Here is a 26,265-nt window from a genome sequence, read left to right as displayed (position 1 = left end):
TATTCCTCACTACCAATACTTAATAGTATTAACTTAATCACCATTATGCTCATTTTATAGGGGTACAGATCTCATATATGTCCACTAAGTTTGCGACCGTGTAGGTGCTTTGAATTTCTGCAGAGCATTTTTGTGAATTTCTGTTAATCCAGCACGTATCAATTCCTGACAGAAGGCCACCTTTTATATCAGTATTTAATGAATCTCCGATAATAAGTGCTTCCTTTATATTAAAATCTTTAATATGACTCATCACGTAATCGAAAAATTCTTTGGATGGCTTTTGAAATCCAATGCTTTGAGAATCAAAAATGTCTTCAAAAAATTCATTTAAGCCTGACTGCTTCAATCGCTTTATCTGAGTTTGGGTTATACCATTAGTGATAACAAACAGTCTATGGGATACAGATAAGCTTTGACACACTTCTAAAGCTCCTTCTATATGCTGACATCCATTGCCCAAAAGTTCTCTGTACTGATTTTCCCATTCAATGCCATCGACAACTTTTCCGAGTCTTAACATCGTTTCTGAAAATCTTGAGTTTAGCACAACATCTAATGCAATATTTCCATTTTCATAATCAGCCCATAGTTGTTTGTTGACGGAATTATATACTTGAAACAACTCATCCGAAAAAGTATATCCGTGTTGCTGAAACAATTTGTTTAACGAATCCGTTTCATTAGCGCCGAAATCTAACAATGTATCATCCAGATCGAATAGAAGTATTGTATAACTCATTTATCCTCCCCAAAAATATAAATAATCTTTACTTCTTCTCATCTTACAAAGGTGAACATTTTAGTCTATAGAGCAATAGGTACCAGAGCTATTGCAGGTCTTTGACTAAAGTCAATCCCCGCACGTAGTCGATGTACGGGGATTTCGCCTTCAAAAATCTGTTATTTATGTGCAGCCGGCTGATATTCACCAGGTACCATACCCGTTGAAATCGCTATTCGATTCCAACAGTTGATCGCATTAATCGCCATAATTAATTTAACAAATTGGCCCTCGTCAAAATGTTTGCGGACTTGCTCATACAATTCCTGTGGCACGCCAGCATCCGAAATTTTGGTCACAGCTTCCGTTAATGCTATTGCGGCCCGCTCCGCTTCCGTATAGAACGGAGCTTCCCGCCATGCGTTAAGCATATACAAGCGCTGCTCCGTCTCCCCCATTGCACGCGCATCTTTCGTATGCATATCAAGGCAGTAGGCACAGCCATTAATTTGCGAGGCACGAATTTTAATCAGCTCCAACAGTTTGTGGTCAATACCACTCTTCTTCACATACCCTTCCAATTTTAAAAGTGTTTGTAAAGCTTCGGGTTCCACTTTGATATAATCCAGTCTCATTTCCATGTGTTGTTACACTCCTTAATTTTTTTGTTATTCTGCCAGTAATTTGATCGCAAATTTCAAGCTTTTCCAACAGAGTATCCCCTGTTACACTTTGCATGATTCGGAGAAAATGTGGTGGACACACCACCATCACGAGAATAAAAGAGCCAAACCGCATAATCATACCGAATAGGTTTTGGCTGTCAGCAACTTCGCCGACATTGAAACCAGACTCATAAGCTTTCTTTACAAAAGTTCATATAGCTTTGCATCTAACCCACTTGTCTTAATAAACCCTTCCAGCTTCATCATCACCTGCAAAGCACCTGGGCTTGCATGGATATGATTTAATCTAACCTTCATAGTAATCTCCTCCATGAATAATAAATTTGATCTTGCCTCTATAAGTGTAACGTCGACAAATATAATCGACGATTTACTGTGACCACAATATAACTCTTAAATTTATGGCTGTCAACCAAAAAATCATGAGTCCATTAGCTGAAAATACCCATACCTATATTTGACAAGGACTTTAAATCCACCTAAGATGATTTATAACAACTTTTATATCTAGAGAGCAGGTGTTTGGATGCAGTATAGTATTGGCGTAGAATATGGACTGCATTGCTTGATATATTTAATTGATACTCCTCCCGATTCTACCATTGGCATTAAAGAGCTTTCCGCTTTTCAAGGTGTTCCGGAGACCTATCTTTCAAAGATTTTTAGTAAATTAACAAAAGCTGGTATCGTTAGCTCTGTCCCTGGTGTCAAAGGAGGCTATAAATTAGCCAAGTCTCCTTCGGATATTTCTTTTTGGGATGTCGTTGAAGCTGTAGAAGGTACTACCCCCATTTTTCAATGTAAAAACATCAAAAATAATAGCTATCTATGCCGTGATGAAGACTATGCAGCATGCTCTCTAGCTTCTCCCTGTGTGATTAACTTAGCTATGCTTGAAGCTGAAGAGAGTATGCGCAATGTCCTGCGCAACAAGTCTCTTACTTGGTTGAATGAAGAGCTTGATCGTGTATTAACCCCTCAATCGCGCAAAGATACTCGTGAATATTTTGCCAATAGCAGCCATGTTTAATGGTGAAATTAAACCGGGAATTTAACCATTATTTTACTGGGAAAACGAACTTTCTGGATTCTGGACATGTCGCAGCAGAGGACTGCGCGTTGTTTTTTGTTTCTAACAATAAAAAATAAGGATGCAGCATTATGCACATCCTTATTTTTATGATTTAGTTTATATGGTTAGTTGTCGACATCCTGGTTAACGTAGGCTGCAATTTTTATATTGGATGCATATACACGCAGATAAATAGCATCACTTAAACAAGTAATAAATTGAGATTCATTTCACACGACTTAAGCCCATGGTTATTATTGCAATTTGATCATTACCCGATGCTTCCCTCCATTTCGAATTTTATCAATCGATTCATTTCAACTGCATATTCCATAGGCAATTCCTTCGTAAACGGTTCGATAAATCCCATCACGATCATCTGCGTAGCTTCAGCATCGGTTAAGCCTCGACTCATTAAGTAGAAAAGTTGCTCCTCAGAAATACGGGAGACTGTTGCTTCGTGTTCCAATGTGATGTTGTCATTCATGACTTCGTTGTATGGAATTGTGTCTGAAGTTGATTCTTTGTCCATGATCAGCGTATCGCATTTAATATTCGACATGGAGCCCTGGGAGTTACGCCCAAATGAAGTAAGACCACGGTAATTTACCTTGCCACCATGTTTACTGATCGACTTTGAGATGATTGTGGACGTTGTATCCCGGGCCAGATGAATCATTTTGGCACCGGTATCCTGATGCTGATCACGTCCTGCAACTGCTATTGATAACACCGAACCCTTGGCGCCGCGGCCCTTAAGGATAACTGCCGGATATTTCATAGTCAGTTTGGAGCCAATATTACCATCCACCCATTCCATGTTTGCGTTCTCTTCCGCTACTGCCCGCTTTGTCACCAGGTTATAAATATTGGGTGCCCAGTTTTGAATCGTGGTATAACGGACTCGCGAGTTCTTTTTACATATAATTTCTACAACGGCACTATGGAGTGAATTCCTACTATAAATGGGTGCTGTGCAACCTTCTACGTAATGGACAAAGCTGTCCTCATCTGCAATAATCAAAGTCCGTTCGAATTGACCCATATTTTCCGAGTTAATGCGGAAATACGCTTGAACAGGGATCTTGCATTTAACACCCTTCGGCACATAGATAAAACTGCCTCCAGACCAAACCGCGCTGTTTAGTGCAGCAAACTTATTATCCGTATAAGGAATAATGGTACCGAAATATTCCTTGAAAATCTCCGGATGCTCACGCAATGCTGTGTCTGTATCGGTGAAAATTACGCCTTGCTTTACCAAATCCTCCTGCAAGCTATGGTATACAACTTCGGATTCGTATTGCGCGGATACGCCGGCTAGGAACTTCTGCTCAGCTTCAGGAATACCCAACTTATCAAAGGTCTGTTTAATTTCAATTGGAACCTCTTCCCAAGTTTTCCCCTGATTCTCCGAAGGTTTGACATAATATTGAATATCATCAAAATCAAGATCATCTAACCGGCCTCCCCAGCGGGGTAATGGCATTTTTAAAAATTGCTTCAACGACTTCAAACGGACATCGAGCATCCATTGCGGTTCTTTCTTCATTCGCGAAATCTCAATGACAATTTCTTCAGTCAATCCTTTCCCACTTTGGAAAATGTTCTTGTGTTCGTCTCGAAATCCATATTGGTATTCTTCCATTTCAGGGATTTTTTTTGCCATCTTGCTCACTCTCCTTTTTTTTGGCAGTTCCAATTCTCTAGCCCATTCAAGGGCACGAATTCGAAGATCCTTCATCCAAGATGAACTCTCTCCGAATTCGGGATAACTCAGTTCTTCCTTGATCCAGTCCTACCCCTCCTATGCTACTATTATCCAAATTCACCGTTTCGAGTGAGATTAATGGTTAACCAAACCCATATGTTGAATAGGATTACTATTTATATCACTAGCTGGTGTTCTCCCAATCAGTGCATAACGGATGCTATCAACCAAAGCATTCCAGCTTGCCTCAATGACATTCTCGGATACGCCCACTGTGCTCCACGTACTTCCGAAGCCTGATGATTCAACCAATACACGCACTTTAGCAGCCGTAGCATCCTTCTCATCAAGCACACGCACCTTGTAATCGGACAAGTGCATCTGCTCGATTTGCGGATAGAACTGGAGTAATGCATTACGAAGAGCGCTGTCGAGTGCGTTGACCGGACCGTTCCCTTCAGCAGCCATATATATGGTTTGTCCTTGAACCTTTAATTTCACAATAGCTTCCGATACGACACAATTGGAGGACGTTTTTTCGACGAAGATTTTAAATGATTCCAAGGTAAAAATATCTTCAATGTCGCCGCTGATCTCTCTGAGCAACAATTCCAAGGAGGCATCTGCGCCTTCAAATTGATAGCCTTGATGCTCCAAATCTTTGATTTTATTCATAATCATCCGCGTTTCGTTGCTCTCCAGATTGATGTTTAAGTTCATCTCTTGGGCTTTTACGATGATATTGCTTTGTCCGGATAACTCAGATACAAGAATTCGCTGTTTGTTTCCCACCAGTTCAGGAGCAATATGCTCATAAGTTTTCGGATCTTTCATAATGGCGGACACATGGATGCCCCCCTTGTGTGCAAATGCGGCAGTGCCGACGTATGGCTGATTGACAGGCATGTGGACATTAGCAATCTCGCTCACAAATCTTGCCGTCCCGGTTAACAAGGCAAGCTGTTCATTGCTGATGCACTCATAACCAAGCTTTAGCTGCAGGTTAGGCACAAGCGAACATAAGTTCACGTTTCCACATCGCTCTCCGTATCCATTGATAGTGCCTTGAATCTGACGGACTCCTGCTTGCACAGCTGCCATCGTATTCGCTACTGCCAAATCGCAATCGTTATGTGGATGCAATCCAAGGGGCGTGTGAACAAGCGTGCGGACATGAGCCACAATTTCCGCGATTTCACCCGGAAGGCTGCCGCCATTCGTATCACATAACACAATCCAATTCACCCCAGCTTCCTCGGCTTTGCGAATGGCTGCAATTGCGTACTCCGGATTCCGTTTAAATCCGTCGAAAAAGTGCTCGGCATCGTAAATCGTTTCCATACCTTTATGTTTCAAATAACGAAATGAATCGTAAATCATGGCCAAATTTTCTTCCAACGTGGTTTGCAGCGCCGTAGTCACTTGATAATCCCAAGACTTACCCACCAAGGCAGCCGTGCTGACCCCGGATTCAATAATTCTATTTAAATTAACGTCATGCTCCGCTACCGTGCCTTTGCGTCGTGTGCTGCCGAAAGCCGTTATTTTTGCTTGAAGCTTCAAGTGTCTCACGCGCTCAAAAAATTCAATATCCTTATTATTGCTCCCGGGGTTGCCGCCCTCTATATAATGAACGCCAAGTGCATCAAGCTTGCACGCGATTTTTATTTTATCCTCTGCAGTGAGACTGACACCTTCTCCTTGTGTTCCATCACGCAATGTTGTATCAAATACGAAAATCTGATTGCTCATTTTAATTCCTCCCAGTTTGAATATGTTTAGTGACTTCCTATTCGCGTGATCAAGGATTATTTACATATGTCTTCAGGCACTCCATAACCTGCTCACAATCGGTGAGACTAAGAATCTGATTGCAGTTGCCGCAATGCTGTTTTTACTGGCAACCGCAACAGAGAGATGAAACTCAATATCCACATTCAGATAAGCGCTCATATCCCCTGCATTTAATTCCTGTGCACATTGATCTAATGTGCTTCTCATCCGCATAATATCCTTGTCGCCTCGCCTTATAGCTGCCAATCTGGAAATTTCCAGCTCCAGCATTCTCCTTACCTCATACACTTCCAAAATCTCTGCTCTTCGCCCTACACCGAATTGTTCCATTATCTAGGTCCAGTCGGAATTTTTTGGCCATATTGAATTTCACCATCAGAAATTCTCTTTTGTAGTTGTTTAACTACCTCGTCAACCAATCTCGGACGATTCAAGATTCGAAACAAAGCTTTTGATCTCATATCCCCATCTTCTGGAACGAAAGAAATGTACATCTGTCCCCGTTCATTGTGAATTTCACCTGCCATCTCCCTAATTGTAACGTGATATCATCAGATGTTTAAATACAAAAATATTAGATCTAATTTAATTATTAATTGTTCTATCTGGGTTATATGTAGATGTATATGTAGATGTATATATACATCTTTTCATCAGATGTTTAGTATAGCATGTCTCTTTATGATGATCAACTATGCTACTTGATCAACGAGCTTGCCATTTCTCTTGCCCATAAATCTGCATGAAGAATGTCATCTGAATGTCATCTAATTCTGGGCTCTGGATATTATTATGGACGGATAGCACTTCGTATAAAATTCTTTCAAAATCAAAAAAGCATGCTTCGTTTCTGAGAAATGAGAGATTGATAACTTCATTTGCAGCGTTCAGAGCAGCTGGCATCGTTCCTCCAATTCTCCCTGCTTCAAATGCATATCCCAAACATGGAAAACGATTCGTATCGGGTTTTTCGAAGTTTAGCTGGGAAATCAAGGATAAATCAAGTTTGGGATAATCACTTTTAAGGCGATTAGGATGTTCAAGAGCATATTGAATGGGCACTCGCATGTCTGGCATACCCATTTGTGCAATCATTGATCCATCCACAAACTCAACTATAGAATGGATGACGCTTTGTCGATGTATGAGAACTTCGATTTGTTCATACGGAACTTCAAACAACCAATGCGCTTCGATTACCTCAAAACCTTTGTTCATTAGTGTAGCACAATCTATCGTTATTTTTTCTCCCATGCTCCTATTTGGATGCTGAAGGGCATCCCAAGCCCGTACTCCCTTCATTTCCTGTTTGCTTAAATCTCTGAAGGCTCCACCAGATGCTGTGATAATTAGTCTGGAGATTTGATCTCTCGACTCGCCATTTAAACATTGAAATATGGCTGAATGTTCACTGTCAACAGGTATGAGTTTGCATCCCTTTTCTTTTGCTAGTTTGGTTACCACATGACCGGCGGCTACTAATGTTTCTTTATTGGCAATAGCAATGTCTTTTCCTGCATGAAGTGCTCTAAGAGTTGGTATTATACCAACAGCTCCTGTAACGGAGTTCATCATTATGTCTGCCTCTTCATAACAAGCAACCTCAACCAGTCCTTTCTCCCCATAACAAATGATAATTGAGTCATCTACCTGATCTTTAACTTTTTGTGCCAGTTCTTTATTCCCAACAGAAGGTTGAGGATGTACTGCGTCATATTCCGCTCTCCCGCCGGTCGCTCGACCACAGGTTTATGAATGCGCTTTATCGGACTCCTCATGAGGAAATCTTCCAGGCTCCTGATGCGGCTTTTATCAGAAACCGACTGGACGCTGCCTGTCATAGCGGAACACCTGGGTTATAAGCATCCAGAGTACATGGGCGTAGCCTTCAAGAAATTCACCGGCATGTCCCCCGGGGCTTTCAGGGAGCATCATCATAAGGGCATAACCCTATGACAGGCGCGTTAGGATGTTCCTCTGCTTTCTATGCCCTGCCGCTTAACCTAACAGCTTGATCGAATCCACATTTAAATCATTCCGCTTGCCTCTGAATTCGGTGGGTGTCATCCCCATTAGGGCGCGAAAAACCTTACCGAAATAACCGAGATTATCAAACCCGGTTCTTAAAGCAATCTCCTGGGCAGGCAGCCCTGTGTCTCTTAACAGTTTAAGTGATTCCTGAATCCGCTTGCGACGCAGATAATGGATAGGGGTAAAGCCATAATATTTGGGAAACATTCGGCACAGGTGATGCTTGGACAATCCTGCGAAGGCCGCCACTTCACTGAGTTGAATCGATTCCGTGTAATGTTGATCCATATAACCCACCGCTTTACGGAAGGTATCGGGGATATGGCCATTCTCATCCACGCCTTGAACGGAGACACGAAGCAGTGACATCATCCACTCGTACATTCTCAGCGAGATTAAATATTTGTCCTCAGCCAACCGCTCTTGAAGCAAATCTTCGTAAAGCCTCTCTAACAGCATTATAGGACCTGCACTGCGCTGCAACGACAGAACCGGACCGGTTCTGTTCATGATACTGAAGCACAATTCCTCCACGCCTGGTCCGTCGAAGCGCAGCCATATGAATTCCCACGGAATAGCGGTTGCTGATTCGTAATAATAGCAGTGATCGCTTGGCACCTTCACAAGGAAGGCCTGCCCGGCAAGTATGCTGAGCACCTGAGTTCCTACGCGAAGCCGTCCTTCTCCGGATAATGTGAACTGAAAAATAAATCCGCCTCCCTCCCGTTTGCTTCCCTCCCATGAATAACCTTCATCGTGGGAGCTTTCCATACCAATCGAGAGAATACGCATCAGATGTCGATCATCTTCTTTAACATATCGAAACCCTAAGGATTTAACCACAATATAATACCACTCCAACAATTATTTTCGATTGATTACTTATTCAAACCATTATACGCTAGTAATAGCTTACCACAACCAAATACTATAATACTAACATGGAGGTTATCTGTATGTCCCAATTTCAAGACTGCTTCTACCATTATGAAGGCTCGCTTTTCACTGTAGGCAATTCGCGTATTGAGCGATCGTGGGATTTGTCCAGTGGTGTCCCGGTTTCACAATCTCTTCTGGACAAGAGCACGGACGACCAATGGATAGAGAACTCGCAGCCAATGCCCATGTTCCGATTTCCCTTTCTAACGGATACGAGACTCCTGATTTCCAACGTGGAAGCAGCCGTAGAAAATGATTATACAGTCGCCGAAGAGCATTTAAGAGTCACTTTGAAGCTGGAATATGCCCGTTTTAGCGTGCTGCTGGTTACCCGGTTATATCCAGAGCGTCCCTATCTGCGTCATGAAGTTTCAGTGAAGCTCACAGAGGCAAGCGATTCTGATCATTCCGCAGCAGCTAATGGAACTGCAGCAGAAATTGATCTGCAGCTAGATGACAACAACAAGGCCATATCCCTTCTTCCTGTCGATTATGTGGACGCACTGCCTTTCCGGGAACGTCATGGACGCTGGTCCTCTGCCATTCTTCGCGATGTGACGGATCACCACAACAACCTGGTGAATGAGGATAGCGGCTTATTCTATGTTAATGAAAAAAGCGATTTATCTGCCAGTCTTCTATTTGTAAGCAATCCGTTCACTAAGAGCAAGCTTTTCTTTCTCAAGGAGTCTCCGACCTCACTTGGACAGCTGCATTACCCGGGATATGATTATCGTTTTATCGGAAAACGCGTATTTATGACAGGAGGCGGGCTGACTGAAGCCGATCTGAGTCCGGATCGGTATGTACCGGCTTACGGCTCTGTAGTAGGTGTTGCCTCAGGCACAGACACAATTGCGCTTCAGGCACTACACGAGTACCAAAGCTCAATCCGCCGTTTTAAGCCCGAACTGGACAGCTTTGTGATGAGCAACACATGGGGAGATCGCTCGAAGGATGGACGGGTGAACGAGGAATTCCTGCTCGCAGAGCTGGAAGCAGCGGCTCAGATGGGAATCGGTATATTTCAGGTCGATGATGGCTGGCAGCAAGGGGCGACCTCAAATTCCGTCATCTCAGGGGGAGTCTGGAGTGGGTACTATGACTATCAGGATAACTTCTGGCAGGTGAACCAGGAACGCTTCCCAAGAGGGCTTGAACCGATTGTTAATTTCGCAGCACAGCATGGAATCAAACTAGGGTTGTGGTTTTCACCCGATTCCTCCAACAATTTCAGTAATTGGCAGCGGGATGCAGCTACTTTGCTTCGGCTACACAAAAGCTATGGAATCAGTTATTTCAAGCTGGATGGGATTAATATTACTTCCAAAGCCGGTGAAGTCAATTTGAACAACATGATGGAACAAACTATAAGCGAAAGTGGCGCAGCCGTGTGCTTCAATCTGGACACAACTGCCCAAATTAGAACTGGCTATTACGGCCGTAATCAATATGGATGCCTATTCCTGGAAAATCGATATACGGATTGGACCAATTATTATCCGCACTATACCCTGCGTAATCTATGGATGCTCAGTAAGTACGTACCCACTCGCAGGCTGCAAATGGAATTCCTCAATGTTGAGCGTAATCAGCATCTGTACGAAAAAGATCCGCTGTCACCAGGCAAATGCGGTTTTGCTTATTCATTCGGTGTAACGATGGCTGCGAATCCTTTGGCCTGGATGGAGTTAACCGGGCTTAGTGATGAAAACCGCAACCTGCTCGGCACTATGCTTTCGGCCTATACCCCCCTTCAAGCCGAGCTCCTCGGCGGAACCGTTCTTCCCATCGGCAGCGAGCCCTCCGGCCTTGGCTGGACAGGCTTCCAGTCTTTAAGTGGGTCAAGTGGAACAGGCCTGTTAATCATTTATCGCGAACGTTGTGATACCCCTTCCCATTCATTCGACCTCTGGGAAGTATCTGACAGCGAGATTCAACTTCAATGCTTGATCAGGTGCGAGGGTGGCGCATGGTCAGGAGATGGCGTAACAGCCATGGAAACCGTGCTGCTTCAACCAGATGCGTCAAGTCGCTATAGCTTCAAGCTGGGTCAGCCATTTTCTTTTGCTGTATATCGATATCAATCGGATGTCGAGACTCCAGCTACTCACAGGCTTTGGACTGATTAACACTAGATTGACGCAAAAAGATAGGGAGACCGTTCCTTCCTTATCTTTTTGCTTACCAGAATAAAGTACAGCTATTCTATGTTTTCATTCATTCACATGAACCTTTTTATTTGTAATACTAGTAAGTGAATCGAGTAACTTACAGAGGAAGGAAGTCACCCATTATGGATAATAAAAAAAACAAAAAAATTCGGATCTCTGTTGTTGGATTGAGGTTCGGAGGTGCATTCGCACCCATTTATCATGCACATCCTGATGTCGAATATGTAGGTATTTGCGATACCAACGCGGAGCTGCTGAATCAGTATGGCGATAAATTCGGTTTTACAAGGAGACATACCGATCTGGAGGAAATTCTCCAATCGGACGAATACGATGCCGTTCATTTGGTGTCCCCTATTCCCCACCATGCCCAGCAATCGATAGCTGTCCTGAACTCAGGCAAGCATTGCGCTTGTACCGTACCTATGGCGACAACAATTGAAGACATTCATGGGATCATCACTGCACAAAAGCAAAGCAAAAAAAATTACATGATGATGGAAACCACCGTTTATACGTATCAGTACCTATTTGCCAAGGAAATGTTTGAAAAGGGAGAGTTCGGACGCGTCCAGTTCTTAAGAGGAGCCCATTATCAGAACATGGATAACTGGCCTTCCTATTGGATGGGATTACCTCCTATGCACTATGCGACACATGCAGTAGCCCCCCTATTAGCTATAGCCAATGCTCGTGCGACAAGGTTCATTGCTTTGGTTCAGGGGTTATGCAAGAGGAATTGAAAACACAATATGGTAACCCTTATCCAATTGAAACAGCCATATTCCAATTAAGCACGGAGGGTTTGAGTGCAGAGGTAACTCGGTCATTATTCGAAACAGCCAGAGGATATATGGAAAGCTTCAATATTTATGGCGATAAAGCTGCGATGGAATATGGAAGATGAGGCTCAGGTTCTGTTCAGGATGGGTCCTAAGAAACCGGATCGCGGAAGAGATGTTTCGGTGGAAAGAGTCACGCCCCCAGCCAGAGCGGATTTGCTTCCTCCTGAGCTTGCCTACTATATTACTCACCAGGATGAACTGGATCCGGACAATCCTCATCAATCCGTTCTGCAGGGCAACGGCCACCATGGTTCGCATCCTCATCTGGTACATGAATTTGTCAGCAGCATTGTCGAAGAGCGCAAGCCTGCTATTGATGCGATTACGGCTGCCAATTGGTCGGCAGCGGGTATATGCGCTCATGAATCCGCTATGAATGGCGGTATAGAAGTTGTGATTCCAAGCTTCGAGTAGCCATTGTTATTATAGTAAATACGCCTGTTATGCAGGCGGCTATTTGGCTTTGACTCGCTTCAATTATTACATCCGGTATATATTTTTAATATACTCGGAGGGTGATTCGCCCATCACCTTTTTGAATACCCGGCTGAAGTAATAGGGGCTGGCATAACCCATTTTGTCGCTAACCTCCGAAATATTCATGGAAGTGTTCTTCAGCAATTCCGCTGCATGGTGAATTCTTAGTCTTTCATGGTATTTGAACATACTTGTACCCATTTTGGTTTTGAACAGCGTGCTCAGGTATTGGTAGTTTAATTGAAAATCGTTATGTATGCGATCGGTATCCATCTCCATGTGACTATGCTCATCCAAATATTTGACCAGCCTGCGTACTACCGTATCCGATTTATTAAGCATTTGATTCTCTTGCGATTGCCGGACAAGATCAAGAAAAATGTCCAAAGCCCCCATACTTAAATAGAGATGGTGAAAATGTCGGGGAGCGTTGTACAAATCGTACAGCTCCTTTAGCTTTCTATTCATAAAGGGAGCATTCTTCACCTTTATCATCTTGGGAAGTACAAAGCTGAAATCATACTGCTCAGGTGAATACAAGGTAGAGGTGGGCATCAGCATGGGTTGATGGTTCATAGGCTCCGTCTTCTCAGCCTGCCCGGGGTCGCCCAGATTATCATAGAAATGAATCCAGAGTGTAGTGGTGCCAGGACGGGTCCCGTTCTCTCCCCAATGATGAATTCCGCTTTTCAGAAAGAGTACCTCTCCTTCTCTTATCCTGTATTCCTTACCCGCTTCAAACACTTGCATCTCGCCCTCTATCACAAAGATGAGAACATGATAATCCGCCACCCGATCTGGATGAATCCAGCCATTTCCTGTTAACGTAGATCCTACATCTCGGATTAGAGGCAATCGTGCGGCGTGCATATAAATTTCGTTCAATGAGGCAGCTCCTTTCACTCGTCATTCCCCGTATCTGCAGGATGCAGCGAACGGAGTCTGGAGGGTGCATAACCGAAATGTCGTTTGAAAAGCTTACTAAAGGTATAAATGTCCGTGTAACCAAGCGCACTCGATATCTCCGTCACAGACATCGTCGTTTCGGTAAGCAGATGAACCGCGCGCTCCATTCGCAGCTTGGTAACCGTTTCTTTTAATGTAATTCCGGTGTACTCCTTCATAAGCTTGCTCACATAACGCGCTGTGAAGCCGACCGATTTCGCCAGTGATTCATAATTAACCGTTTCAGAAAGAGAGAGCCGGATGGAATCTTGGATTTTTAATATAATCTGCTTATGATAATAGCTCTGATGCGGCATGCTCTGCCGTTCGGACTCCCGAATCCAACGGGTAAGAATCAGCTTGAGCAGAAGGTTAATTTCAATGGGGTCATCCTCTGCCTGACGATGCGCCAATTCAATTAATTGCTGAAGCAGCGGCTCAATCGCTGACATTTCACGAAAGTTCACACAGCGCTTATCGGGCAGGATCAAGGTTTCTGCTGCCTCTTTGGTGATATCATTCACAATGAAATGGCAGAATAGTACTGTAAGCATATGGTGCGGGTTCTGTTCCGCCGTAACTCGGTCGCCGGGTCGAATAACAAAGCAGGAGCCAGGCTGAATGTCGTAACTGACTTCATTAATTTGCATTTCGCCTTGACCTGATACGGCATACCACACATCATAATCATGAAAAGAAGGTGGCTGCCATGACCAGGTCGGCTCACAGCGATATTTGCCAAAAGTCCCGCTAACTGTAAAATACACTTCGTTACACCTGTTCAGCAGTAGGCTATATTCAGACATGCAGCTATTCCTCCTTATTGCCAAATTGATGCGATAGCTATAGCATACCAAAACAAATAGCATTTGAGTACAAAAAATACGACACTGCTTCCATTCTGCCTTAGTCTCTCTTTATGGTATCTTTGAATTAAGGAAATCACCATAAAATCAATAGGAGGAATGAGAAATGAGTAAGGTAGAATTAACCCCTGAACAAATCAACAACGAATTATATCGATACGATAAGGTGCATGTAAGTCTAAAGGGAAAAGACGAGCTTCTGGATCAGCATATTCAGGAATATAGAAGAGATGGATTTCTTTCCATTGATCCTCTGCTCGACCAGCCTGTTGTGAATAATGCCATTGAGGGACTCATGGATCTTGCTTTTGTTGACCGCAAAGGGGCCAAGCTGCAATTTTCAAAACCTGAGAAGGAGCTTCATACCCTAGAAGAACGGGAGCTTGCCATACGTAAGGTTTCTGAATTTGTGAATGAAGAGGAGCGGCTTAAAGCAGTTGCTTACCATCCGGAGATTATTAACGTGATTCGGCAGATTTTCGGAGAAGAGCCTGTGCTCATTCAGGATATGGCTCTTTTGAAGCCTCCTCACGGCGGCGGGGAGAAGCCCTGGCATCAGGATATGGCTTACGGGAATTTAACGTATACGAAGGCTGTTATCGGAGTGTGGATTGCTTTGGACGAGGCAACCGTCAACAATGGCTGCATGCATGTCATTCCAAGGTCTCATCAGGAAGGTGCTACACCGCATTATGCGATTCGCGACTGGCAGCTATGTGACATTCAGGTACCTGTGGAAAGGGATGTCATTGTTCCGCTGAAGCCGGGTGGTGTTTTGTTTTTTCACGGCATGCTGTACCACGGAACACCGTATAATTTCTCAACGGATCGGCGCAGAGCGCTGCAATTCCATTATGCGCCGGCATCCTCGGTACGGGTCGGTCCGCATGAATACAAAAGAATGTTTACAAACGAATTATCCGGGGCGGAGTGTTAAATAAATGCTGCTCCCGTTATTAGAATAAACAAACGCCCCGAATTTCCAGGTTCGGGGCGTTCGTTTATTTTTTTGCATACTTGCGATAATCTGAAGGAGAAACCCCCGTTGTACGCTTGAAAATATGATGTTAGCTGAGTTTTAGTACCGTTATTGTTTTCTGCCGATAAATGCGAACGATAGCAAACTGCCACCGAACAAAATAACAGCTGTTACGATAAGCGATGTATGCATTCCGGAAATAAACGATTTGCTGGCACTCAGAATCGAGCCGAGGATGGCAACCCCCAGCGTCGCGCCAAGCTGGCGGCTTGAATTGAGAGCGCCAGAAATCGCACCGATCTGTTCCTTCGGGACGGAAGAGATTACGGCCGCCATCAACGAGGGAATCGTAAAGGATGCTCCGAAACCAATCAGCAGCAAGCCAATCAGCGTAATAGCATAGGTCGTGTTCACTTCGGTCCACACTTGCAGCAGTGTACCCACTGCTCCAAGACTAAAGCCGACAGTCATCGGTATCCGCGCTCCGATTCTGGCCACAATTCGACCGGTCAGAATGGGATTGAAGGCCAGTGGAATCATCATTGGAAGGAGCGCGAGTCCGGCTATGTGAGCCGATAATCCGCGTATTTGTTGGAAAAATAATGGTAGTACAAATAGAATTCCCGACAGGCCGATGTTAATCGCCATCCCGGCAATCATTCCGGCCGATACCGTCGCATTCCTAAATAGCCTTAACGGAAGTAACGGTGACTTACCTTTCGCTTCAACAATCAAAAATAGGATCGCTCCCAACAGAGCCAGACTAAATGCCGCCAAAATAATGGGGGAATCCCATCCGTACGTTTCCCCCTCCATCAGTCCGAACAAGACTGCAGCAATGGCTGCAATGGCCGTGATTTGCCCCCCCAAGTCAAAGCTTTGCCACGGCTTACGTTCCGTTTCCCTGACGAACAGGAAAGTCATGATCAAACTAATCCCTGCAAGCGGCACGTTGAGAAGGAAGATGCTGCGCCAACCGAACGAGTCCACCAATACCCCTCCGACAACAGGTCCTGCCGCCATTGCTACACCGGTAACCGCCGCCCAAATACCAAGCGCCCGGGCACGTTCAGCCGATCCAGGATAAGCATGAGCAAGCAGGGTAAGCGAGGCTGGCATTAGAGCTGCACCACCTATACCGAGTATTGCACGTAAGCCGATAAGCGCACCGAGCGTTGAAACGGCTGCCGATATGGCCGAAGCTGCAAGAAATATTGCCAGACCGCCCGCATAGACGCGTTTGGCTCCAAGCTTGTCAGCAAACACGCCCATTGATAGAAGTAAACCGGCAAATACGATCGTATAGGCGTTGACAACCCATTGAAGGCCGGATATCCCTCCGCCCAACTCGTCGCGAATCGCCGGCAGCGCGACGCTCACCACCGTCATATCCAGGAGAACCATAAAGTAACCGAACGAAAGTCCGAGAAGCAACAGCGCTTTGGCCAGCTTGCCAGTACTGTTGTACTGTAATTGTAATGTTTTTTCCAAAGTTATTCCCCTTCCATTGCAATATTTAAGTATTCGCCATTTAAGTATTCGCCATTTCGTCCCAAGGAAAGTGTATAATAAATATTATCCTAGAATAAGATGAAGGTTTATCATAGGAGTAATTCTCCGACGATAGGAGTTGTATAAGGGGGCAGTGCGAGTTAATGGAACAATCAAACCATACGAGGCTTGATGAGCTGGCGCAGTTTTTGAAGACGCGTCGCGCCCGGATTTCACCCGAGCAAGCGGGTCTGCCTAGTGGAGGCCGTCGCCGTACGCCGGGACTTAGACGCGGGGAAGTAGCGCAACTCTCGGGCGTCAGTGTGGACTGGTACACCTGGCTGGAGCAAGCCCGAAACATTCATGTATCCACCCAAGTGCTGGACAGCATTTCACGGGCTCTCCAGCTCGATTCCAATGAACGGAAACATTTGTTTATGCTGGCCCTACAGCAACTGCCTGCCGATCTGACGCCAGTCGAAAACATCATTAGTCAGACACTTCAAAGCTTCCTCGACCTACAAGGGACGAGTCCGGCCTATGTTACCGATCAGCGACTGAATATTGTTGCATGGAACAGGGCTGCAAGCATAATTTACGGGAACTATGAGAGTATGTCGACACGCGAACGAAATACTGTATGGAGGACGTTCATTTCGCCGTATGTACGGCTATTACTTCAGGAAAACTGGGAAACTCATGCCCAGCACCGTTTGGCTCAATTTCGAGCCAGCTACGGAAAATTCGCCGGTGATCCTTGGTGGATGGAGCTCATCGAGGAACTGAATCGAGCAAGCCCTGAATTTAGGGCATGGTGGCCGAAGCACGATGTTCTGAATGGTCCTGAAGGTAAGAAAATCAATCATCACCCGACAGCCGGTCTGCTCGTATTTGATCAGATTTCGTTTCTTGTAACAGATTCTTCCCACCTTACAGTCACGATCAATATACCCTCAAATGATGATACGCTCTCCAAGCTGAGTAAGCTTCTCTTAGAGTAATTGTTGTTACAAAAACAGCCCGAGTTCTTGTGCTGACTGCGCAAGTATATGGTCGATGCACGACAGCACAAAAGGCTGTTTACAAGTATATTTATCTACTTGTAAACAGCCCTTAATGGCTATGTCACTCTTCCCTATAAAGGAGCAATCATCCTCAGCAGCACGTCAACTCTCGGACGCTGGTAGCCCCCAATCTTCTGTACATTAAGCACCATCAGACCAGAGAGGACCGATAGGTAAGACGAAATCATTTCGTCCAAATCGCCATCCACAAGCTCTCCGACATTCTGTCCTTCCCGGAATAATGCCTGCAGTTGCTTAACGTATTTGTCCATGGAGTAACGCTTCATCAACTCAACCACCTTCTCAGGCACTCCATCTGATGTTCTCGCCTGATGGATCAGCAGAAAGTAATCCGTACCACCTTCATCTAACATGTCTAGCGTTAACGCTCTGATTTTATCGATCGGTGTACCCGGCAACTCATAAACACTATGTATAGCCTCATCCGAGGCAATCATTGCTCTTTCAACAAGTGTTGTGAAAAGCTCTTCTTTCGACGCAAAGTAATGATAAAGCAGCCCATGGCTAATCCCGGCCTCAGCAGCAATCATGCTCATTTTCGTCCCAATAATCCCCCGTCTTGCAAAAACTTTAAGCGCAGCGCTCATAATCTGCTCCCTGCGTTCATCTCGAATCTGATGCTGTTGTTCTTCATTTAACGGAGACACTATATTTTTCACTCCTAACTTGGAATCAATTTAGTCAATGCTTCTTCTAACGGCAGCTCGTATTCCTTCAGCAGGTCTGCGAGTAGTTGCTGTCCTTCCTCCGATGCCTCAAGCACCGACTTGACCATCTGTGGATTAAACAGCTCATGCAGCGGTAATGCTAACGAGTTAACGCCCCAGTACAAACCGAATAGTTTGAAATTATGATTCGCGCTCCCCTCTTTCAGGATCAAATTCATATACCTGCTCCCAAAAGCAATTCCCTTGAGCGGTTCAGTGCCTGCCTCATATTCGACACCACCCCACTGCAAATCCGCCGCGCAATTTAACCACCAGGCAGGAGAAATGGCCTCTTCTTGGATCCTGCGGAGCACTTTTTGCTCAAAATGTGGTTCAGGGTTGTTCTGCCGCTCCCGCAACAAGGTGTTCAGCAAATCTACTTCTATGGCAGCAACCGTCATTCCTTGACCAAAAATCGGGTCATAGATACAGAATGCGTCGCCCAGCACTAACAATCCGTCCGGCCATCTTTCCATTTGCTCATAGTGGTGACGGTATAGTTCGGGTACGCGAAAACCCTTAGGCATGCCGATCGGTTCGAGCTGACACAGGATTTCTGCAATCATGGGGGTAGGAAGCTGAGCGACCTCCTGCTCGAAATCTTCCGCATCCGTTGGTGGATAGTTCCCACCTGGACGATACAGCAGCATCTCAGCCACTTGATTCTCTATAAAGGAAAATACACCCGTAAACGTTCCCTTGACCGGTTGGCCCATGATGTTGATCACATCCCATTTCTCGGTCAGGTGCATCAAATGTGCAGGTATGTTATACCGTCGTGTACTGTATCCGATAGCTGCTTTCATCCGATCAGGGCGAGGTACGTCATATCCAAACTCCTTCAACCATTGCGTCAGTTTGGAGGCGCGGCCACTGGCATCCACAACAAGATCCGCCAAGAACTCGCTTTTCATGCCTGTTCCCCGCCCACGAACTTGGACGCCTGTAACGGCCTTATGATTCGGAGTTGTATGAAGCCCAATAACATCATTCTCCGCTAGTAGCCGTATATTCGGAATCTGCTTGACACGTCCACGAATCACCCACTCCAGTACAGCACGGCTGAACTTGATATCGTTCCGTGGGTAAGGTCCGGCTACCGTTCCATATTGATTCATCATATGAACGGTTTTATTTAGTGAACTTGGTGAACCAAGAGCCACCAGTTCTTCCTCATAGCCAGGAAAAAGCTGCTCTGTAATCATTTTACCACGTTGTGTGAACCTATGGGGATGAAAGCCATGCGGAGCGCCATTCCGATCTTCGGGATGATCCGGAAATTCGTCCTTGTCGATAAGGATTACCTCTTCGTAATATGACGAGAGGACCCTTGCCGTCATTAAACCTGTGATGCTGCCACCGATCACGATGGCCTTGCCTACTTTTTGTATATTTTTCATAGGATTTGCTCCTTCATTTACATTGATTGACTCATTCAGTCAATAATAGAATATGCGATTATTTTCCGTATGTCAATAACGGAAGAGCCGTCAAATGAATCTTTCTGTGGGGTAGGAATTATGGTGCAAGCGAACTTTTATAAAGATTTGCTAAAATAACAGACATATTATGCTAATCCCTGCTAAAATAATAATATATTTTACAAAATCAGGAGGAATTATGAGAAAATCGACGACTTTAGCACTTTCAGGGTTACTTGTTTTCAGTTTTTCGACAGTCGTCTATGCCTCAGCGAACATTAAAGAGGTCTCTGCTTATTTGAACAATGGGGTCAAATTTATGTTAAAAAGGGAAGCGTGGACGCCTTATGATGCCGATGGAATCAAACAGGTTGCGATCACCTATGAGGGCAGCACGTATTTGCCGCTTCGTTCCGTTGCAGAGGCTACAGGATTGAAAGTCGATTGGAATGACGCGACCAACACGATTGTAATGTCTAAGAAAGAAACGATTAGAGAATTTGAATTGCTATCCAATCGTAAAATTAGTCCCTTCCGGGACTCAGACCTTTCGACTGCAATGAAAATTGTTCAATCGCCTATCACGATGTTTAATAAAACCTATTCATCCGGCCTTCAATTCACACTAAGTCCTTACACAACGTACGCTCCCGATAGGCAAAATTGGTTGAAAAATACGGAGATTGATTTAGGCGGGCAATACCGGAAATTAGAAGCGATTGTCGGTGTTGACGACAGTTCGGCTGCAGATAGCAGCCATAGTACAGTTGTTATATCAAGTGTGCGGGGTACGCTAAACCAGTATAGGATTAAACCGGGAGATAAACCGCGCACTGTGTTTATAGATGTTACAAATGTAGAAAAGCTTTATGTATCCTTTAGCAATGGTGCGCACTCGCCACAAAAAATCAATCTGCTCGATGCCAAACTTTATCGATAACATTAGGGGGAACATTCAGTGAAAAAAATATTAATTTGTACATGCCTCCTATTTGTAGGTGTTGGTACAGCTGTTGCAGCACAGTCAAGCTTGGAAGAAATTAAAGGATATTTAAACAACGATATTCGATTTACTTTAAATGCAGCACCATGGACACCGAAGAGTGCCGATGGCCAAGTGCTGAGCCCTCTAATTGTTGACGGTTCTACCTATTTGCCCGTACGTGCAGTGGCTGAAGCCGTTGGTTTGGAAGTAGGTTGGCTTGAGCAAGAGCAAACCGTTGAGCTTAAGAGAAAAGCAGATGCCATTGATCCAACCGTTCCCTATAGGGACACAGCGCAGAATGGACCTGATATCTTAGCCGATTTTGATTTCACACAGAAGTCAAGCGATCGCAATGGGCCGTATATCTATTTGAATCAATCGATCATTGGGGAATCTATTCGCGTAGGCACAAGAACAGCTATTCATGGGATAAGCAGTACCATTCGTGCGTGGGACAAACAAACGCCTACAGAAGCATCTATTGAATTCAATTTACAAGGTGCTTATAACAAATTAAGCGGATTTGTCGGAATGCACAAACGCATAAGTAAGTATCAAGATGGAGAAGTCGGTATCCTTCAAGTTTTTGGAGACAATAAGCTCTTGGCTGCTTTTCAAGTGAAAGATGAGCAAGATGCGCAAGATATTACAGTACCCATTACACAAGTTGAGAAACTTAAGCTCGTGTTTACAATGGAAAAAGGGAAAGGCAACGAAGCTACCATAGACTTCGGTAATGCACTTGTTTCTAAATAAAAACAGGGAGCAGATACCACTGAACTGTTACCCGAAAGACCGGCACTTTTTCTAAAGTGTCTAACTTTCGGGTTACAGTTCAGAGTTCACTTATCGAAAGGGTCCTTCTTCCTATCTTGCGCCAAAGATAATAATCAATTCGTTCTGTGCCGCTGCAGCTTTTTAAATTTTAGACAAGTTTGGCGTATCGGTCTTCGGCATTGGGCAGTTTGAGCTGAACGCGGTCTTTGACCTTGGCATTGACCAAATATTTAGGATACTCTCCGTGTACTAATACGTCGACGACTCCCATGGCAGCCTTGGAACGCAATTCGGCAGCCGATTGCTCGGAGTACCAGGCGACATGTGGTGTTACAATAACTTGATCCATCTTAAGCAATGGATTGTTGGAGTCTATCGGTTCTGATTCAACCACATCCAGAGCAGCTCCTGCAATGATTCCTTTCTCCAATGCCGCAATCAACGCTTGTTCGTTGACGATCGGCCCCCGTGATGTATTTATCAGGATAGCTTCCTTTTTCATAAGTGAGAATTGCTCTTCACCGATCATTCCACGTGTAGCCGCAGTCAAAGGGGCATGAACCGAAATATAGTCCGCCTCCTTACACAGCGTTCTAAGAGAAACAAGCTCTACCCCTTTTTCCACAGCGGCTTCCTGGGTGAAGAAAGGATCTGCTACGATGACGCGCAGCCCAAGCGGCTTTACCTTCTCAGCTAGCGACTGCGGAATTTTGCCGAAGCCGATCAAACCGATTGTTTGGCCACGCAGACGGTATATAGGCTGTGTCACCTTGAAATCCCAAATGCCATTTTTGATAGAATGATTCGCCAGTGTCACTTTACGGGTCCAAGATAATAACAAAGCTAATGCATGATCTGAAACCTCGTCTACACAGTAATCAGGAACGTTGGCCACGCAAATGCCCTTTTCCCTTGCCGCCTCCAAGTCAATCGTATCGACACCTACACCGTAGCGCGTGATCACTTTGCAATTCTCGAGCTGTTCGAGTACTTTACGGCTAATCGGGGCATACTGATTGATCATCGCATCCGCATCACGGCAAACCTCGATTACCTCTTCCTCCGTCTGGCATTGTGCAGTTACCAGCTCGATATTGCCATAAGCTTGAAACACCGCTTCCTCGAAGCGTAGATCCGGGTATTCCCAGTCGGTTACTACTACTTTCCATTGCCGCATGATCCCGAAGCCTCCTAATCATTATAATGATCGGCTATTATTGTACCGTAGTTGCCGTCAGTGATTTCTTATATTGAACCGGAGTGACACCCACAAGTTCCTTAAATACTCGGCTGAAATGCGCTAAGTGCTTGAAGCCGACCCGAAAGCATACATCCGTGACCGATACGCTTGGGTCGAGTACAAATTCGATACGGGCTTGATTAATACGTCTTCGGTATACAAACTCGAACATCGTCACGCCGGTTACTTCCTTAAACATTCTGGACAAGTAAAATTTACTAACATGCAAATGCTTCTGAACCTGATCCAGGGTTACATCTTCATTATAATGCGTTTCCAGGAACGTGATCACCTGCTGCACAGTCTTTTCCTTCGCCGTAGACTGGGCGTTAACATGCTCAAGCGGATGCAGGCACAGCTCGTAAATTAGCGTCAGCAGATCGACAAACGCGAGTCTGGCTCGGAAAGAACCGACTACATCGTGCCTGGTATTCTGGTCGTGCATGTGCTCAAGAATTCGTTCAACTTCCGTCCTTGCCTTCTCACTCAAACGAAGCAAATGATTTCCCATTTCTTGAAATGGCTGTAGAATCGGTAATTCCGTCTGCGTGCCAAGCAGTGGCTGTAGTCGTTTCGGTTCAAAGTGAATCGTAGATCGGACATACTCGACATTAGGGTCGATCTTCGGACAATGCAGCGTCATCCCGTTCATAAGGATCAAATCGCCGGGTGCAAGTACATAAATGCGATCTCCGATCAGGAAATTGCATTTCCCACTATGAAAGTAGTAGACCTCATAATTCGGATGTGAATGAAACGCAGATTGATTATACGGCTGGTTTTGTCGATACGAAAAATCGAATATAGAGTTAAGATGAAGTGTAGCTGCACACATAGGACCTACTCCGTCTCATCACACTAAAGGTGGTTATTTCCCTTATCATACTACGAAGCGGTTCGACTAGCTAACCTATAACAGAGATCTCACATATTGCACAAACTGGTGCAGCTTCTGTTCAGTAGGTTCTTCTTTGCTAAAATCCTCGAAACCGATCCAGCCGTCATAACCTGTCGCCTTCAAATCATCAATGACTTGCTTCCAAGGTACGATTCCCTGCTTCAACGACGCCCAGCCAGCGGACCAAACCGCACTTCCGTCATCGTTCGTACCTGTTTGTGCCCAAGAAGCGTTTTTCATGTGCACATGGGCTACATAAGGTCCGAGCAGTTCCAGTCCCATCCGATAATTTTCAAATCCTTCGTAGACCATATTGCACGGATCGAACAGAACGCCGATTGCGTTCGGATCTCTACCTTCAATTATACGATAAGTTGCGCTAGCGCTGGCTGCTATCGTTACATGATGCGTCTCGACCAGCCCCTTCACGCCGTACTGCTTGCATAATGCCTCAGCCTCACGGATATAAGTTCGCTCTAACTCAAACAACTCATTGAAATGTTTTGTTCTGTCATAGCGTGGAACCCCCAAGCGGATGAAACGGGCACCCAGATATTTGGCCACTTTAAGCACACGCTCGGTTTCTTCCAGATCACCGGCCGTTATATAAGGTGTAACGCTCAATATCTGTAAACCTTGAGCTTCCGACGCATCCTTATAAAAATTCCAATCCGCTTCACTACCATACTCAGGAATGGAGCATAAGTGGTTCCCCCAGAACGATAGGGGCGCGGATTTCAGCTCCTCCGATACGCTCTTATAACGCCATTCAACACCCTCAAAGCCTGCTGCTTTCGCGGTTGACAACAATTGCTCCGAAGTTAAATCCGGTGTAGCTACAGTAAATACGGATAATTTCATTAGTTATTCCCTCCAGTATAAGAATTATGATTCGATACAATAACCGCATCTCTCAGGGCGATTAGGCAAAGCTCGGCGGCTTTGAAGGCGTGCTCTTATGTCATCGCATTCTCCGTCCGGTTCAAGCAATCCAAATAAATGATCACTAGCGCTGTCCCGACCTCCTTAATGAGTTCCACTTACATTTAGAGTACGGCTTTCCAACGGATTTTTGGTCGATCGGGAGTTGCGAATGTTCTCCTGCAATTTTTTATAGAATAGGTCCTCATCAATTGGCAGATCGACCCAGTTATCCGTCCATGTAGAAAGCAACATCGCGTTCGATAGCATTAGCCCCTTGATGCCCTCTTCCCCTGAAGCAATCAACGGTGTTCCTTTGTTAATCGCATCCACCCAATTTTGCGTGATGCCCTTATGTTGAGGGTTTTTACCTACTACAGGTACTTCGAATTTCCAGCACTCCGGCTGTCCAAACCCGCCCTTGAAAGTACTGTTGAACTCTGATTCGAGGACACGCAGACGACTGAAAGTCATCTTTCCGTCTTCGATAACGATTTTACCGCGGTCGCCCGTAACCTCGAAGCGGTTAGTCCCCGGAGACTCACAAACGGATGTCACGAACACCCCAGTTGCACCGTTCTCATACTCTGCGTATGCCGTCACTTCATTCTCGACTTCGATGTTTCGATGCTTGCCAAACGAGCAGAATGCCCGGATACGCGTCGGCATCAAACCTGTAGCCCATTGCCACAAATCAAGCTGATGCGCAGCTTGATTAATCAGTACGCCGCCGCCTTCATTGGCCCATGTCGCCCGCCATCCGCTTGAATCATAGTAGCTTTGGGAGCGATACCAGTCCGTAATAATCCAATTCATTCGACGTACTTCACCGAGCTCTCCAGATGAGATCAGCTCTTTCAGCTTGCAGTACAATGGGTTTGTCCGTTGGTTGAACATGATACTGAACACTTTCCCGGCTTTGGCTGCGGCCTCATTCATCTCACGAACCTGCTTCGTGTAGACGCCCCCCGGCTTCTCAATCAAGACGTGCAGATTTTTGTTCAGTGCCTTTATCGCTTGTTCCGGGTGAAAATAATGAGGTGTCGCGATCAGCACACCATCCACCAATCCAGAGTCAAGCATCGCTTCATAGCTATTATAGCAAGCTACAGAGCTCCCGAACTCCTCTGCAAACATTTGCAAACGCTCTTCACTTTGCTCGCAAACGGCAGTGAGTTCAGCACCTTCTACTTCATTTGCAATTAAATATTGAGCATGTGCTGTTCCCATGCTTCCTATACCTACCAAGCCGATTCGCACTTTACTCATACGTCAAACTCCCTTTCATGCTGCTCATTTTCGATATCCCGTAGCTATCGTAACATGGTTAATAGCTTGAGCTCTTCACTATGATTGCTAAAAAAGGGGGAATCATTTAACTCTCATTGTTATATGTATCTTTTTCAACTCGACGAGGAATCGATTTTACTGAAAGTGCTTTAACAATTTATACAGTATAAAAAAAGACAACCTCCAAGCCCCCTAAAGAGGCTCGAA

The 26,265-nt window shown here is 45.0% G+C and carries 25 protein-coding genes; 9 read left to right on the top strand and 16 right to left on the bottom strand.

Translation table 11 applies throughout. The features are described 5' to 3' along the window. Positions 1 to 49 precede the first annotated feature (49 nt). Both OB236_RS11295 and OB236_RS11290 read right to left on the bottom strand, forming a co-directional pair. Complete coding sequence (locus OB236_RS11295; protein ID WP_262684093.1) at positions 50 to 742, bottom strand: YjjG family noncanonical pyrimidine nucleotidase; 693 nt, start codon at positions 740 to 742, stop codon at positions 50 to 52. 161 nt (positions 743 to 903) lie between these two features. Then, complete coding sequence (locus tag OB236_RS11290; RefSeq protein WP_262684092.1) at positions 904 to 1,365, bottom strand: carboxymuconolactone decarboxylase family protein; 462 nt, start codon at positions 1,363 to 1,365, stop codon at positions 904 to 906. Between the two features lie 571 nt (positions 1,366 to 1,936). On the opposite strand from OB236_RS11290, the gene OB236_RS11285 reads away from it, so the two are divergent. Then, the gene (locus OB236_RS11285; RefSeq protein ID WP_262684091.1) at positions 1,937 to 2,440 is read left to right on the top strand and encodes an RrF2 family transcriptional regulator; all 504 of its coding nucleotides are present in this window, start codon (positions 1,937 to 1,939) and stop codon (positions 2,438 to 2,440) included. Between the two features lie 313 nt (positions 2,441 to 2,753). On the opposite strand, the gene sufB is transcribed toward OB236_RS11285, so the two are convergent. The 4 genes from sufB to OB236_RS11265 all read right to left on the bottom strand — a co-directional run bounded on the left by sufB (position 2,754) and on the right by OB236_RS11265 (position 7,619). Beyond that, positions 2,754 to 4,151, bottom strand: coding sequence for a Fe-S cluster assembly protein SufB (gene sufB, locus OB236_RS11280; protein WP_262684090.1), 1,398 nt, complete (start codon positions 4,149 to 4,151; stop codon positions 2,754 to 2,756). A 177-nt stretch (positions 4,152 to 4,328) separates the two neighbouring features. Beyond that, positions 4,329 to 5,945, bottom strand: coding sequence for a citramalate synthase (gene cimA, locus OB236_RS11275; protein WP_262684089.1), 1,617 nt, complete (start codon positions 5,943 to 5,945; stop codon positions 4,329 to 4,331). A gap of 72 nt (positions 5,946 to 6,017) precedes the next feature. Beyond that, complete coding sequence (locus tag OB236_RS11270) at positions 6,018 to 6,317, bottom strand: FadR/GntR family transcriptional regulator (RefSeq protein ID WP_262684088.1); 300 nt, start codon at positions 6,315 to 6,317, stop codon at positions 6,018 to 6,020. Positions 6,318 to 6,692: 375 nt separating this feature from the next. After that, the gene (locus OB236_RS11265) at positions 6,693 to 7,619 is read right to left on the bottom strand and encodes a 1-deoxy-D-xylulose-5-phosphate reductoisomerase (RefSeq protein WP_408638450.1); all 927 of its coding nucleotides are present in this window, start codon (positions 7,617 to 7,619) and stop codon (positions 6,693 to 6,695) included. A gap of 123 nt (positions 7,620 to 7,742) precedes the next feature. Here OB236_RS11265 and OB236_RS11260 point away from each other — a divergent pair, with 123 nt between their 5' ends. Then, positions 7,743 to 7,943, top strand: a complete 201-nt coding sequence (locus tag OB236_RS11260) for a helix-turn-helix domain-containing protein (RefSeq protein WP_317259332.1) — start codon at positions 7,743 to 7,745, stop codon at positions 7,941 to 7,943. Between the two features lie 42 nt (positions 7,944 to 7,985). On the opposite strand, the gene OB236_RS11255 is transcribed toward OB236_RS11260, so the two are convergent. Next, positions 7,986 to 8,861, bottom strand: coding sequence for an AraC family transcriptional regulator (locus OB236_RS11255; RefSeq protein ID WP_262684086.1), 876 nt, complete (start codon positions 8,859 to 8,861; stop codon positions 7,986 to 7,988). 113 nt (positions 8,862 to 8,974) lie between these two features. Between OB236_RS11255 and OB236_RS11250 the strand changes: the two genes are divergently transcribed. From OB236_RS11250 to OB236_RS11240, 3 genes are all read left to right on the top strand, one after another. Beyond that, complete coding sequence (locus OB236_RS11250) at positions 8,975 to 11,089, top strand: alpha-galactosidase (RefSeq protein ID WP_262684085.1); 2,115 nt, start codon at positions 8,975 to 8,977, stop codon at positions 11,087 to 11,089. 164 nt (positions 11,090 to 11,253) lie between these two features. Next, a complete protein-coding gene (locus OB236_RS11245; RefSeq protein ID WP_262684084.1) occupies positions 11,254 to 11,874 on the top strand; it encodes a Gfo/Idh/MocA family protein in 621 nt (206 codons plus the stop codon). Positions 11,875 to 12,003: 129 nt separating this feature from the next. Then, positions 12,004 to 12,390, top strand: coding sequence for a hypothetical protein (locus tag OB236_RS11240; protein ID WP_262684083.1), 387 nt, complete (start codon positions 12,004 to 12,006; stop codon positions 12,388 to 12,390). Positions 12,391 to 12,456: 66 nt separating this feature from the next. Here the strand turns inward: OB236_RS11240 and OB236_RS11235 are convergent, their stop codons facing one another. Both OB236_RS11235 and OB236_RS11230 read right to left on the bottom strand, forming a co-directional pair. Continuing rightward, positions 12,457 to 13,338 carry a helix-turn-helix domain-containing protein gene (locus OB236_RS11235; RefSeq protein ID WP_262684082.1) on the bottom strand — a complete coding sequence of 294 codons (882 nt, stop codon included), beginning with the start codon at positions 13,336 to 13,338 and terminating at the stop codon, positions 12,457 to 12,459. Between the two features lie 14 nt (positions 13,339 to 13,352). After that, positions 13,353 to 14,204, bottom strand: a complete 852-nt coding sequence (locus OB236_RS11230) for an AraC family transcriptional regulator (RefSeq protein ID WP_262684081.1) — start codon at positions 14,202 to 14,204, stop codon at positions 13,353 to 13,355. A 166-nt stretch (positions 14,205 to 14,370) separates the two neighbouring features. On the opposite strand from OB236_RS11230, the gene OB236_RS11225 reads away from it, so the two are divergent. After that, positions 14,371 to 15,201, top strand: coding sequence for a phytanoyl-CoA dioxygenase family protein (locus tag OB236_RS11225; RefSeq protein ID WP_262684080.1), 831 nt, complete (start codon positions 14,371 to 14,373; stop codon positions 15,199 to 15,201). Positions 15,202 to 15,351: 150 nt separating this feature from the next. Here the strand turns inward: OB236_RS11225 and OB236_RS11220 are convergent, their stop codons facing one another. Then, positions 15,352 to 16,734 (bottom strand): MFS transporter, encoded by a 1,383-nt coding sequence (locus OB236_RS11220; protein ID WP_262684079.1) that lies wholly within the window; start codon positions 16,732 to 16,734, stop codon positions 15,352 to 15,354. Positions 16,735 to 16,898: 164 nt separating this feature from the next. On the opposite strand from OB236_RS11220, the gene OB236_RS11215 reads away from it, so the two are divergent. After that, positions 16,899 to 17,735: a helix-turn-helix transcriptional regulator gene (locus tag OB236_RS11215; protein ID WP_262684078.1), complete on the top strand. Its 837-nt coding sequence runs from the start codon at positions 16,899 to 16,901 to the stop codon at positions 17,733 to 17,735. Between the two features lie 134 nt (positions 17,736 to 17,869). Here the strand turns inward: OB236_RS11215 and OB236_RS11210 are convergent, their stop codons facing one another. Further along, the gene (locus OB236_RS11210) at positions 17,870 to 18,466 is read right to left on the bottom strand and encodes a TetR/AcrR family transcriptional regulator (RefSeq protein WP_262684077.1); all 597 of its coding nucleotides are present in this window, start codon (positions 18,464 to 18,466) and stop codon (positions 17,870 to 17,872) included. A gap of 14 nt (positions 18,467 to 18,480) precedes the next feature. After that, complete coding sequence (locus OB236_RS11205; RefSeq protein WP_262684076.1) at positions 18,481 to 19,926, bottom strand: FAD-dependent oxidoreductase; 1,446 nt, start codon at positions 19,924 to 19,926, stop codon at positions 18,481 to 18,483. Between the two features lie 220 nt (positions 19,927 to 20,146). Between OB236_RS11205 and OB236_RS11200 the strand changes: the two genes are divergently transcribed. Next, complete coding sequence (locus OB236_RS11200; RefSeq protein WP_262684075.1) at positions 20,147 to 20,887, top strand: copper amine oxidase N-terminal domain-containing protein; 741 nt, start codon at positions 20,147 to 20,149, stop codon at positions 20,885 to 20,887. 18 nt (positions 20,888 to 20,905) lie between these two features. Beyond that, positions 20,906 to 21,688 carry an NPCBM/NEW2 domain-containing protein gene (locus tag OB236_RS11195; protein WP_262684074.1) on the top strand — a complete coding sequence of 261 codons (783 nt, stop codon included), beginning with the start codon at positions 20,906 to 20,908 and terminating at the stop codon, positions 21,686 to 21,688. A 169-nt stretch (positions 21,689 to 21,857) separates the two neighbouring features. On the opposite strand, the gene OB236_RS11190 is transcribed toward OB236_RS11195, so the two are convergent. From OB236_RS11190 to OB236_RS11175, 4 genes are all read right to left on the bottom strand, one after another. Next, the gene (locus tag OB236_RS11190) at positions 21,858 to 22,886 is read right to left on the bottom strand and encodes a C-terminal binding protein (RefSeq protein ID WP_262684073.1); all 1,029 of its coding nucleotides are present in this window, start codon (positions 22,884 to 22,886) and stop codon (positions 21,858 to 21,860) included. Between the two features lie 37 nt (positions 22,887 to 22,923). Next, positions 22,924 to 23,784, bottom strand: a complete 861-nt coding sequence (locus OB236_RS11185; protein WP_262684072.1) for an AraC family transcriptional regulator — start codon at positions 23,782 to 23,784, stop codon at positions 22,924 to 22,926. A 75-nt stretch (positions 23,785 to 23,859) separates the two neighbouring features. Beyond that, entirely contained in the window at positions 23,860 to 24,708 is an 849-nt protein-coding gene (locus OB236_RS11180; RefSeq protein WP_262684071.1) for a sugar phosphate isomerase/epimerase family protein, read from the bottom strand. Positions 24,709 to 24,873: 165 nt separating this feature from the next. After that, positions 24,874 to 26,037 carry a Gfo/Idh/MocA family protein gene (locus OB236_RS11175; protein ID WP_262684070.1) on the bottom strand — a complete coding sequence of 388 codons (1,164 nt, stop codon included), beginning with the start codon at positions 26,035 to 26,037 and terminating at the stop codon, positions 24,874 to 24,876. Between the last annotated feature and the right edge of the window lie 228 nt (positions 26,038 to 26,265).

It is taken from the genome of Paenibacillus baimaensis (genome assembly GCF_025567575.1).
The sequence above is the reverse complement of the archived record's forward strand: the minus strand, read 5'-3'. Positions and strand labels throughout refer to the sequence as shown.

Coding starts and splice junctions, on each gene's coding strand:
- OB236_RS11175 (WP_262684070.1), bottom strand. CDS start 26,037: ATGAGTAAAGTGCGAATCGGCTTGGTAGGTATAGGAAGCATGGGAACA.
- OB236_RS11185 (WP_262684072.1), bottom strand. CDS start 23,784: ATGTGTGCAGCTACACTTCATCTTAACTCTATATTCGATTTTTCGTAT.
- OB236_RS11285 (WP_262684091.1), top strand. CDS start 1,937: ATGCAGTATAGTATTGGCGTAGAATATGGACTGCATTGCTTGATATAT.
- OB236_RS11200 (WP_262684075.1), top strand. CDS start 20,147: ATGAGAAAATCGACGACTTTAGCACTTTCAGGGTTACTTGTTTTCAGT.
- OB236_RS11295 (WP_262684093.1), bottom strand. CDS start 742: ATGAGTTATACAATACTTCTATTCGATCTGGATGATACATTGTTAGAT.
- OB236_RS11215 (WP_262684078.1), top strand. CDS start 16,899: ATGGAACAATCAAACCATACGAGGCTTGATGAGCTGGCGCAGTTTTTG.
- OB236_RS11240 (WP_262684083.1), top strand. CDS start 12,004: ATGGCGATAAAGCTGCGATGGAATATGGAAGATGAGGCTCAGGTTCTG.
- OB236_RS11190 (WP_262684073.1), bottom strand. CDS start 22,886: ATGCGGCAATGGAAAGTAGTAGTAACCGACTGGGAATACCCGGATCTA.
- OB236_RS11205 (WP_262684076.1), bottom strand. CDS start 19,926: ATGAAAAATATACAAAAAGTAGGCAAGGCCATCGTGATCGGTGGCAGC.
- OB236_RS11245 (WP_262684084.1), top strand. CDS start 11,254: ATGGATAATAAAAAAAACAAAAAAATTCGGATCTCTGTTGTTGGATTG.
- OB236_RS11260 (WP_317259332.1), top strand. CDS start 7,743: ATGCGCTTTATCGGACTCCTCATGAGGAAATCTTCCAGGCTCCTGATG.
- cimA (WP_262684089.1), bottom strand. CDS start 5,945: ATGAGCAATCAGATTTTCGTATTTGATACAACATTGCGTGATGGAACA.
- OB236_RS11230 (WP_262684081.1), bottom strand. CDS start 14,204: ATGTCTGAATATAGCCTACTGCTGAACAGGTGTAACGAAGTGTATTTT.
- OB236_RS11290 (WP_262684092.1), bottom strand. CDS start 1,365: ATGGAAATGAGACTGGATTATATCAAAGTGGAACCCGAAGCTTTACAA.
- OB236_RS11270 (WP_262684088.1), bottom strand. CDS start 6,317: ATGGAACAATTCGGTGTAGGGCGAAGAGCAGAGATTTTGGAAGTGTAT.
- OB236_RS11180 (WP_262684071.1), bottom strand. CDS start 24,708: ATGAAATTATCCGTATTTACTGTAGCTACACCGGATTTAACTTCGGAG.
- OB236_RS11225 (WP_262684080.1), top strand. CDS start 14,371: ATGAGTAAGGTAGAATTAACCCCTGAACAAATCAACAACGAATTATAT.
- OB236_RS11250 (WP_262684085.1), top strand. CDS start 8,975: ATGTCCCAATTTCAAGACTGCTTCTACCATTATGAAGGCTCGCTTTTC.
- sufB (WP_262684090.1), bottom strand. CDS start 4,151: ATGGCAAAAAAAATCCCTGAAATGGAAGAATACCAATATGGATTTCGA.